The 9047-nt window shown below is 48.4% G+C and carries 9 protein-coding genes; 3 read left to right on the forward strand and 6 right to left on the reverse strand.

Features of this window, described 5'->3' with window-relative positions; all coding sequences use genetic code 11:
- A partial coding sequence (locus PX484_RS10330; RefSeq protein WP_502882722.1) for a TerC family protein occupies positions 1-288 on the forward strand: 288 nt, incomplete at its 5' end.
- Positions 289-837: 549 nt separating this feature from the next.
- Here PX484_RS10330 and PX484_RS10335 read toward each other — a convergent pair.
- Positions 838-2436 carry a vanadium-dependent haloperoxidase gene (locus tag PX484_RS10335; RefSeq protein ID WP_287766733.1) on the reverse strand — a complete coding sequence of 533 codons (1599 nt, stop codon included), beginning with the start codon at positions 2434-2436 and terminating at the stop codon, positions 838-840.
- 7 nt (positions 2437-2443) lie between these two features.
- Here PX484_RS10335 and PX484_RS10340 point away from each other — a divergent pair, with 7 nt between their 5' ends.
- Positions 2444-2833, forward strand: coding sequence for a hypothetical protein (locus tag PX484_RS10340; RefSeq protein WP_287766732.1), 390 nt, complete (start codon positions 2444-2446; stop codon positions 2831-2833).
- A gap of 609 nt (positions 2834-3442) precedes the next feature.
- Positions 3443-3925, forward strand: a complete 483-nt coding sequence (locus tag PX484_RS10345) for a thiol-disulfide oxidoreductase DCC family protein (RefSeq protein WP_287664577.1) — start codon at positions 3443-3445, stop codon at positions 3923-3925.
- Between the two features lie 174 nt (positions 3926-4099).
- Here the strand turns inward: PX484_RS10345 and PX484_RS10350 are convergent, their stop codons facing one another.
- From PX484_RS10350 to pstC, 5 genes are all read right to left on the reverse strand, one after another.
- Positions 4100-4792, reverse strand: coding sequence for a cadmium resistance transporter (locus tag PX484_RS10350; protein WP_287766731.1), 693 nt, complete (start codon positions 4790-4792; stop codon positions 4100-4102).
- A gap of 136 nt (positions 4793-4928) precedes the next feature.
- Complete coding sequence (cax, locus tag PX484_RS10355) at positions 4929-6020, reverse strand: calcium/proton exchanger (protein WP_287664583.1); 1092 nt, start codon at positions 6018-6020, stop codon at positions 4929-4931.
- A gap of 72 nt (positions 6021-6092) precedes the next feature.
- Positions 6093-6890, reverse strand: coding sequence for a phosphate ABC transporter ATP-binding protein PstB (gene pstB, locus PX484_RS10360; RefSeq protein WP_002803515.1), 798 nt, complete (start codon positions 6888-6890; stop codon positions 6093-6095).
- 121 nt (positions 6891-7011) lie between these two features.
- Positions 7012-7902: a phosphate ABC transporter permease PstA gene (gene pstA / locus PX484_RS10365; protein ID WP_287664586.1), complete on the reverse strand. Its 891-nt coding sequence runs from the start codon at positions 7900-7902 to the stop codon at positions 7012-7014.
- Between the two features lie 5 nt (positions 7903-7907).
- Positions 7908-8849: a phosphate ABC transporter permease subunit PstC gene (pstC, locus tag PX484_RS10370; RefSeq protein ID WP_002803518.1), complete on the reverse strand. Its 942-nt coding sequence runs from the start codon at positions 8847-8849 to the stop codon at positions 7908-7910.
- Positions 8850-9047: the final 198 nt, after the last annotated feature.

A 9047-nucleotide genomic window follows, 5' to 3' on the forward strand; every position in this document is an offset into this window, starting at 1 on the left:
ACTTGGTTGATCCTGCTTGGTGGTACGATCGGAGTAGTTACCCTGCGCTTTATGGCGGGTTTATTTATTCGCTGGTTAGAGGAATACACCCACCTAGAAGATGCTGGTTTTGTCACCGTCGGTTTGGTGGGTTTAAGATTGTTGTTGCGGGTGATTAGTCCCGATTTTGTGCCGCCAGAATGGATTATGATCAGTTTAATTGCTATCCTCTTTGCTTGGGGTTTCTCAAAACGCAACGATCGAGAACCCGTAGAGAGTGATACCATCCCATCTGATAAATTGCCATAAAATAACCCTCAGTATTCAGTATTCAGTATTCAGGAGACAGCCTTGAATCAGTTATCAGTTAAGCTGTTGACTATCTAGGGCTTGCTGAATAAATCTAAAAACCTTGTTGGATAAGGCTTTTAGACTTTTTTGACCTCAAAAAGTGCCGACCATTGGAGGGATCGGGGGTAAAATTCAGGTACTTTTTCCCTGAAAATTAGGTAACTGACCACCTCAAAATCGGTAAAACCCCACACCCCACACCCCACACCCCACACCCTGCCCCCACGAAAAACTTTTTCAGCAGCCCCTATCTAGGGTTGGTTGAATAAGCTAAGACGCATTTAAAGTGCTTATTCTTAAGATTAGCCGAATCTACCTCAATCCCTTTACTGTTGCCTCTTGCCTCTTGCCTCTTGCCTCGTCTCAACAAGCAATTTAAATTACGAACAGCTTATTACTGGAAGCCTTCCTAGAAAACAGTTCTGGCACTTTTTTGACTAAAAAAGTGCCAGAGACAAACGTTCCATTGTCAATCATCGGGCCGGAGCCTTAACAACGAACCCGATTTTAAATCGGCTGAAAGAAATTTGCCGCGACAAACTCGCCAACAGCTAACCCCATTTCAAAAGAATCAATACAAGCCTCACGGACGTGAACCCCGCCATAAATACGGCCGAGGGCATTTTCCATTCCCGCTTCATAGAAACTATCGAAAGTACGAACGACACCAACAAGTTCTTGGGAGACAGCACTAAACACATAGTCGTCACCAAAATAGTTGGTCATCACTCCAGCAAATGCTCCCCCCATGGCGGAATGCCCTGACATATAATCCGGGAAGGGTGGCGAATTAACCCCCATTAATGGTGACAGCAAGGGTTTCCAATCGGGATCGCCCACCGTAGAATCTATCCCGTCATTAGCCGCAAATCCTCCGGCAATTACGTCATCAGGGCGAGGTTGGAGTTCAGTGTATTTCTCTTTCCAAGCGACGATTACCGCATCCGCCAGCGCGGTATTTAACGCGGCAAATAGGCTGGCATCTTTTTGCAAGGTATTGCCGTCGCGCACCGCAATTTCTTGAGCAATTTGGTTTAATTGACCGTAGGGACGGAAGGTATCAGCCCGGTCATAGGCCCAGAAAACAGCCATTTCTGTCTGGTCTGCATTGCGTAAAGTGGTCGTGAGAGTAGTGTCGTTCAAGCCGCCATAGAGCCGGACTTCTTCAATTTCTTGGGCATACAATGTAGGATTTGTGTCGGGACGGCCATCAAGAGTTACATCAATTTGATTTTGCGAGACAAACTGGTCAATGTCGCCAATCGTCCAAGTATCTACTCCCCCCCAGTTCGCACCCACTGCTACCGCAGCAGTCGGGCCCGAGGTTTCTGGTGTCCAGACATAGGCTCCCGACAGCGGAGTGAAAGGCGTATTGTCGTTAGAACCATCATTAGCGCGTAAATTGAGGCTCTGATTGGCTACTAAAATGCCAAAATTAAAACCCCTGCTTTCAGCGATGGCACTGTCCAGAATCTCCGCCCGAGAATTGGCTACTTGCTGTAAGAACAAGCTACTTTGTCCAGGTAATTGAGTGGAGAGAACTCGATAAGCAGCACCAACTACCGCCATCTCCAACGAGGTATTCGCTGGTGCGTTCACATTTACAGCGTAGGAGGGATATAAAGTGTTGAAGGCATTGACCGTATCATAGACGGCAGTAGAAACCAGCGCCATTAAGCGAGAACCTACTGTCGGCGCGACTCCCCGCCCCGCTTTTCCCTCGGCTTGAATCGCATTTAATGCGATCGCATTCCAGTCGATGATGGCGTTAGTATTGAGTCCCGATACTAATTTACTGGTGACATTATTGGTTTCTACTTGTTCGGCAATTTGGTTATCTGCATCGACTTGAGCAATGAGAAAGTAGGCCCCCGGAGCGATGACTGAAGTATTGTTTTGATACTGCAAGTCTAGGGTGACTGACTGCCCGGCGTTTAGGTTCAAGTTTGTGCTGACACTGGTGAGTAAGGCATCGTTACTGTCAATCTGACCGTCAGTGGAAATGTAGAGTTTGACAGTACTAGGTCCACTGGCGAGCGCCTGTCCTTGATTGGTGACAATTACCTGTGCATTCCCCAGAGCGCCGAAGTCAACTGTACTTGGCAAATTAATCGTGCCAAAACTGCCCACTAAATCTGGTAGTGAGACACTTGAGGTAAAACTTAAGGCAGGACTTGAGGCAGGACTTGAGGCAGGACTTGAGGCAGGACTTGAGGCAGGACTTGAGGCAGGACTTGAGGTAAGACTTGAGGTAGGACTTGAGGTAAGACTTGAGGTAAGACTTGATTTTTGGTTGTCGTCAACTTTTTTTGGTATCTTTTTTCCGTCAGTATCAAGTCCAATTGCACCTAAAAAATCAACTTTGTTCAAAAGATCATTTAAATCTTTTCGGGAGAGGGAATTTAAATTTTTGTCACCGACAGCATCCTTTAACAACTCATCAATCTTACTGGTCGGGTTTGTACTATTTGGTATTCGCTCGTTCTCAGTTACTTTCTTCTGATCATCAAGGGTGTTTTCTGGCGATGACTCGGCGGTAGTTATAAGATTGGTTGACTTCATGGCAATAAGTTAGAAAAGATTATAAGGCATTCAAGACAGAAAGCATGGAAGCTTAACTTGTTGTTGCGCTCCAGCAGCACACCTATGTCACCATCAGTAGAAATTTACAGGTTCACAGTACGAGTACCGCTTGCGATTGCCTGTCTTTGATGGGCGACCATTACCTGTGTATTTCCCCCATCTGTGTGAAAATAGTCCTAAGATTGGAATCATAAGCACAATTCAAACTTGAGTTTTGCGACACAACTAAGTTATCTGCATCACACACTTAAGTGATCTATATCACACACTATAACCCAGATAATCTATGAAGTCAATCACTTTTTACGTCTTCAATCATAGATTTTTTTCGATGGATAAAATTATAGTCATTTCATGGCATTTTTCTAAAGTCATGGCAGAGATGGTCACTTGCCCTCACACCCAAACCCTGGGAATTCGTTCAAGGAGGGGGTGGGAGAGGGGAGTGCTATGTCTGCCACGAATAAAGAAAAATGCTGTCAAACCCCAACCATTCACTAATCACTAAAACGAGAATCCCTAGAAGATCATGTCATCTTTACCGACTCAATCTGCTGATACCTTAGAAAATTCTACTCGATCGCCCTCTTGGAAAATTAAACTCCTCTACGATGGAGAATGTCCCCTCTGCTTGCGGGAGGTCAATTTTCTGCAAAAACAGGATGCTGGGAGAGGATTAGTTGCTTTTGTCGATATTGCCGCCGAAAACTATAATCCGGAGGAAAATGGCGGTATTTCCTTCGCGGCAGCCATGGGACGAATCCATGCTGTACTAGCCGATGGTACTATTCTCCAAAATGTGGAAGTGTTTCGCCAAGTCTATGATATTTTGGGCATTGGTTGGATTTATGCCGCTACCAAATGGCCGGTTATCGGGTTTCTAGTGGATATTATCTATGAAATTTGGGCTTCTTGGCGATTAACCTTAACCGGAAGACCGAATTTAAAAACAATCTTAGCAGAACGTCAAAAACGTCTGGAATGCAACTCATCAAATCGTTGTTCTCAGTGAGTTAAAATCTCCTAACCCCAGATCCCACTGGGAATCACTCCCTGGGATGTGATACTAAATCCGTTGAGTATAGGCTACTTATAAGGACAGTCAAAAGGCAAAAGGAGAAATAAATAATCAGTTTTTAATAACCAGATTTAATGTGATAATTCTGCCTGGGAAATAAATGGTACTTTATTTTCTTGCCAGTCCCTTACTGCGACCGATGATCGCCCAGAGATAGCTAATTCCTAAGGCCAAAAACGCGAGGGGAATACTTTCTTTGACGATAAAAATCCCTAAACCGATCAGCACACAGGGAACGAAGGTGCTTCCCTGACTGGTGAGAATAGTGGCGATGGTCGGCACACTGGTCAACCCGTAGGCGATCGCACACCAAACCCCCACCAGAATCAAAAACACGCTGACGATAACGATCAGACTTGTTACGCTACTACTGGCAAACAGGGGAACGTAAATGCCGATATTATCGCTGCCGTTGGCGACGGTCAACGCAGCCACGCTATAGGTGCGCGGGTCAAACCAACCACCGAAGGGGGAATGTTTCGCACCCTCTAAGTCCAATTCGACATTCTCCGGCTCTTCCTCCTTCTCCTCTTCTTTGAGAAGGGAAACGATGCCGAGAATCACAGGAACGAGGCCTAGATAGCGAATCCAGGGGGTAGGGATGAGAAAGCACCCGAAAAATCCCGCTAAACTGGCAATAACAAGCAGACTAAAGCCGATATACTGACCGATGACGATATCGCGACGACGGAAGAGTTTCCCCGTTTGGCTGAAGAGAATCGTCAGGATCAATATATCGTCGAGGTTGGTGGCGACGAATGCCGCTACACCGGTAGATATCGCGATCACAATCTCGATCATGGTTTTTTTCCTTAAGATGGCCGTCGGGTTCGTCCGTTCGTTAAACCTTGTTCGGCTTTTCCTTCAAAGGTTCTGGAACGGGAGAATTTTACTACCTATCCCGATCGAGAAACTGTATTTCCCACGACCGATCGCTTTATCCCGGTGCGGGATGGAAAAAGAAAGCAAGGGTGATCACTGCGTAGGTGGCGACGAGTAATATACCCTCTAGCCAGTTCGAGCGACCGTCGTTACTGATCGAGTTAGTCAGCCACACCGCGACGGCGACGGCGACCAATTCAAACGGATCAAAATCGAGAGCCATCGGCTGACCGATGAAATAACCCGCGATTACGAGAACCGGTGCGACAAAAAGTGCGATTTGCAGACTTGAACCGACGGTGACAGAAACCGCCAGATCCATTTTGTCTTTTAAGGCGACCCTAACCGCGGTGGCGTGTTCGGCCGCGTTGCCGATAATTGGCAGCAGGATCACCCCCGTGAAAAGGGTCGTTAATCCTAATTTATGCGTGGCTTCCTCTAGGGTATTAACTAATAATTCCGATTCGACCGCCACCCCGATGGTCACCAGCAGTAATATCCCCACCCAGAGCCAGAGATTCGGCTTTTTTACGCTTACCGCTTCCCCCGACTCTTGATCGAGATCTGCGTCCCCCACCTCGTAAAGATAGGTATGGGTCTTCATCGAAAAAAGCAGACTCAGGCAATACACAAAAATTAATACCGCCGCCACCGTTACCGAGAGACGCTGTAGGACGCTCTCCTCGATTGCGGCGGAGGTGTATTGAACGGTCGTGGGTAGGAGGATCGCTGCCACGGCGAGATTCATCGACGAGGAATTTAAACGGGCGGTCACGGGCTGGAATTTCTGTTCTTTATAGCGTAAGCCGCCGAAAAACATCGATAAGCCCGTTACCAGCAGCAGATTCCCGATAATCGAACCGGTAATCGTCGCTTTCACCACCTCGATCAAACCCTCTTCCAGGGCGGCGTAGGCGAGAATTAATTCGGTGGCGTTGCCGAAGGTGGCGTTCAGTAAACCGCCGAGATTGGGACCGACCACGACGGCGATTTCCTCGGTTGCCTTTCCCATGTAAGCGGCCAGGGGAACAATCGCTAGACAGGCACTCAGGAAAACGATCGTCACGTCCCAACGCAGGAAATTCCAGGCGATCGAGATCGGGACAAAAACCAACAAAATAGCGAAAATCCAGTCCTTTCTATTCATAGCAATGGGTGTCTCGGCATAAAACCGCGCACGGTTTTGAAAAACAGACTATCGGCTTTTTTTCTGTTTCAATTACCCAAATCGCCCGGTAATATACTCCCGGGCCTCGTCGGTTTGCGGATTGCCGAACATAACTTCCGTGGGGCTAAATTCGACTAATTTTCCCCGGCGTTTCCCGGACCGATCGGTTTCGGTGTTAAAAAATGCCGTCCAGTCGGCGATCCGCGATGCCTGCTGCATATTGTGGGTGACGGTGATGATCGTGTAACTTTCCTTCAGTTGTAGGCACAATTCCTCCACCTGACGGGTAGAGATGGGATCGAGGGCCGAACAGGGTTCATCCATCAATAAAACATCCGGCTTCATCGCAATCGCACGGGCGATACAGAGACGCTGTTGTTGTCCCCCCGATAGTGCCGTTCCTTTTTCTTTCAGTTTGTCCTTTACTTCCTCCCAGATCGCCGCCTGCCGCAGGGAATACTCGACCAATTCATCAAGATTTCCCTGATAACCGTTGGTTCGGGGCGCGTAGGCGATATTCTCGTAAATGCTCTTGGGAAAAGGGTTGGGACGTTGGAAAACCATCCCCACCTGTCGCCTTAACTTGACCGCATTGACCTGCGAATCGTAAATATTCTGATTTCGGTAAAGTAGTTTTCCCTCCACCTTGGCGCCGGGGATCAGATCATTCATTCGGTTAAAGCAGCGCAAGAGGGTACTTTTCCCGCAACCGGACGGCCCGATAAAGGCGATGATTTTTTGCGCGGGAATTTTAATATGAACGTCCAGAAGAGCGAGAAATCCATTATAAAAAACTTTCACTCCTTCCGCCTCGAAAACACTGTGATCTGGGTTAAGGTGGGTAGTCATGGCAAAAATTCTCCTGAGTATGGTTAAAGATGTGTTTCGGGAGCAGTGGGGAGTAGAGGAGTGGGCAATTAATAAGTTAAATAGACTTATCTAACCTCCCGCCTGCTGCCTGCTGCCTTCCCTAATTCGGTGTCGAATAGCGTTGACGTAGATAGATGGCGATGGCGTTCAGCGCCATGATCAAAAGGATCAGAACGATAATCGTTGCAGCGGCGGCATTGGCGAAACCAGGTTCAGGACGGGAGACATAACTAAAAATCTGAATGGGCAGTACCATAAATCGCTCGAATAAACCAGGATCGAAGGTCAGAAAACTCACCGCTCCCACCACCACTAGCGAGGCCGCGTCCCCGATCGCCCGCGACACGGAGATAATTACCCCCGTGAGAATCCCCGGCACCGCGTAGGGTAAAACATGGTGTTGGAGCGTCTGCCATTTGGTGCTGCCTAGACCGTAGGAAGCTTGGCGGAGGGAATCGGGAACCGCCCGGATCGCCTCCCGCGCCGCAACGATAATGACTGGCAGCGATAGTAGAGATAGAGTTAAGGCCCCGGAAAGTAGGGTAGAACCGAAATTCAGTAAATAGACGAAGACCCCTAAACCGAGTAAACCGTAAACGATCGAGGGAACCCCGGCCAGATTGCCGATATTCACCTCGATCAGCGCCGTCCACCAGTTTTTCGGGGCGTATTCTTCTAGGTATAGGGCAGCGCCCACCCCGATGGGCACCGCTACCAAGATCACGATTACTCCCAAATAGAGGCTACCGATAATCGCGGGGCGAATTCCCCCGCGATCGGGAAAACGGGAGGGGGTTTCCGTGAGAAAACCGGGGGTGAGTAGGCGGGCCAGTCCGTCATGAAAGACATTGAGCAACAGTAGAGCGAGAACGAATAGACCGATGAGTAATCCGATCAAGAAAATATACTCGTAGATTTTGCCGATGGTTTCTCGGCTTTCGAGTCGATCGTTAAAGACGGCCGTATCCCTAGCAGGAGAAGATTTAACCATGATAATTAGTCGTATTTTTCCTTAAAGCGATTAGAAATCCAATAACTGCCGATGTTGAGTGCCAGAGTGATCAGGAAAAGCACCGCACCGACCGCATAGATGGATTTAAAATTGAAACTCCCTCTCGGGGCATCTCCACTAGAAACCTGGGCCATAAAAGCGGTCATGGTGGCGATCGATTCCAGTGGATTGAAAGTTAGACGAGGTTGAGCACCCGCCGCGATCAGGACGGTCATGGTTTCTCCCACCGCACGGGAAACCCCCAAAATAATCGAAGCCATAATCCCCGATAGGGCGGCCGGCAAAACCACCTTGAAAATTGTTTCCAGCTTGGTAATTCCTAGGGCGTAGGAACCCTCGCGCAGGGAACGGGGAACCGATTTAATCGCGTCTAGACTGATCGAACCGACGGTCGGGGTGATCATGATTCCCATCATCAATCCCGCGCTCAGAGCGTTAAAAACCTCTACGGGTAAAAAATTCCGTAGTAAGGGTGTGAGAAAGATCAGTGCGAAGTAACCGTAAACTACGGTGGGAATTCCCGCCAAAATTTCCACGGCCGGACGCAGAATAGAAGCTGCTTTCGGGGTTGCGTACTCGGCCAGATAAATCGCTGAAGACAATCCCAACGGAACTGCGACCACCATTGAGATGACCGTGGTTAAAACGGTTCCGTTAATCAACGGCCAGATCCCGAAACGGGGAGGATTAAAAAGGGGAGTCCATTGGGTATCCAAGAAGAACTGCCCGAAACTTACTTCCTGGAAAAAAGCGACAGTTTCCTTGAAAATAATAGCGACGATGCCGAAGGTTGTGACTACAGATACAAGGGCGCAGGCGAACAAAATCGTTCCGATAATTTTCTCGGGAACATCATCGGAGGCTCGCTTGAGAAGAGAATCCCCTCTTGCGAACAAAGAGTCATCAAAAGAACCGGTAGTGGTCATAGGAAATTTTGGGTCTGAAACCCCGCCGTTCTACGGCGGCTTTACGTTAGAATTAAGAGGCCAGTCTCGAAAACCAAGTGGACGGCGCAGCACCTTGAAAACTCGGCTTAGGGGGTTCCGACCAGAAAAGCTTGGCCGGGTAAAAAGTCGCGCGCAACAAGTACAAGAAGCTATAGGCGGTCAACGTACCGTGGGACA

Source organism: Microcystis sp. M49636_WE2 (genome assembly GCF_030065375.1).
In the GTDB taxonomy this organism is placed as follows: Bacteria; Cyanobacteriota; Cyanobacteriia; order Cyanobacteriales; family Microcystaceae; genus Microcystis; species Microcystis aeruginosa_C.